Source organism: Domibacillus indicus, assembly GCF_023715895.1.
Lineage (GTDB): Bacteria > Bacillota > Bacilli > Bacillales > Domibacillaceae > Domibacillus > Domibacillus indicus_A.
On the sequence record NZ_JAMBOO010000151.1, the window covers coordinates 1 to 249 of the forward strand.

At 46.2% G+C, this 249-nt stretch carries 1 pseudogene; it reads left to right on the top strand.

Going from position 1 to position 249, the window contains the following annotated elements:
• A pseudogene (locus M3221_RS26030) lies at window positions 1-249 on the top strand (IS5/IS1182 family transposase); the annotation flags it as partial.

Here is a 249-nt window from a genome sequence, read left to right on the forward strand (position 1 = left end):
AAGCCAGTGCCAATAAGAAGAAATTCAATAAGAAAGTGGTGCGCGTTGAAGCACGCAGCTACCAAGCACAGCTTGAGGAAGAGATCAATAAAGATCGTGAAGAACATGGAAAAAAGCCGTTTCCCCCACAGGAAAAGGAAGAGATGAAGGAAATCAAGGCGAGCACGACTGACCCAGACAGCGGATACTATGTGAAAGACGAACGAGAGAAAAACTTTGCCTATTCCTTTCACACCGCCTGTGATGCCA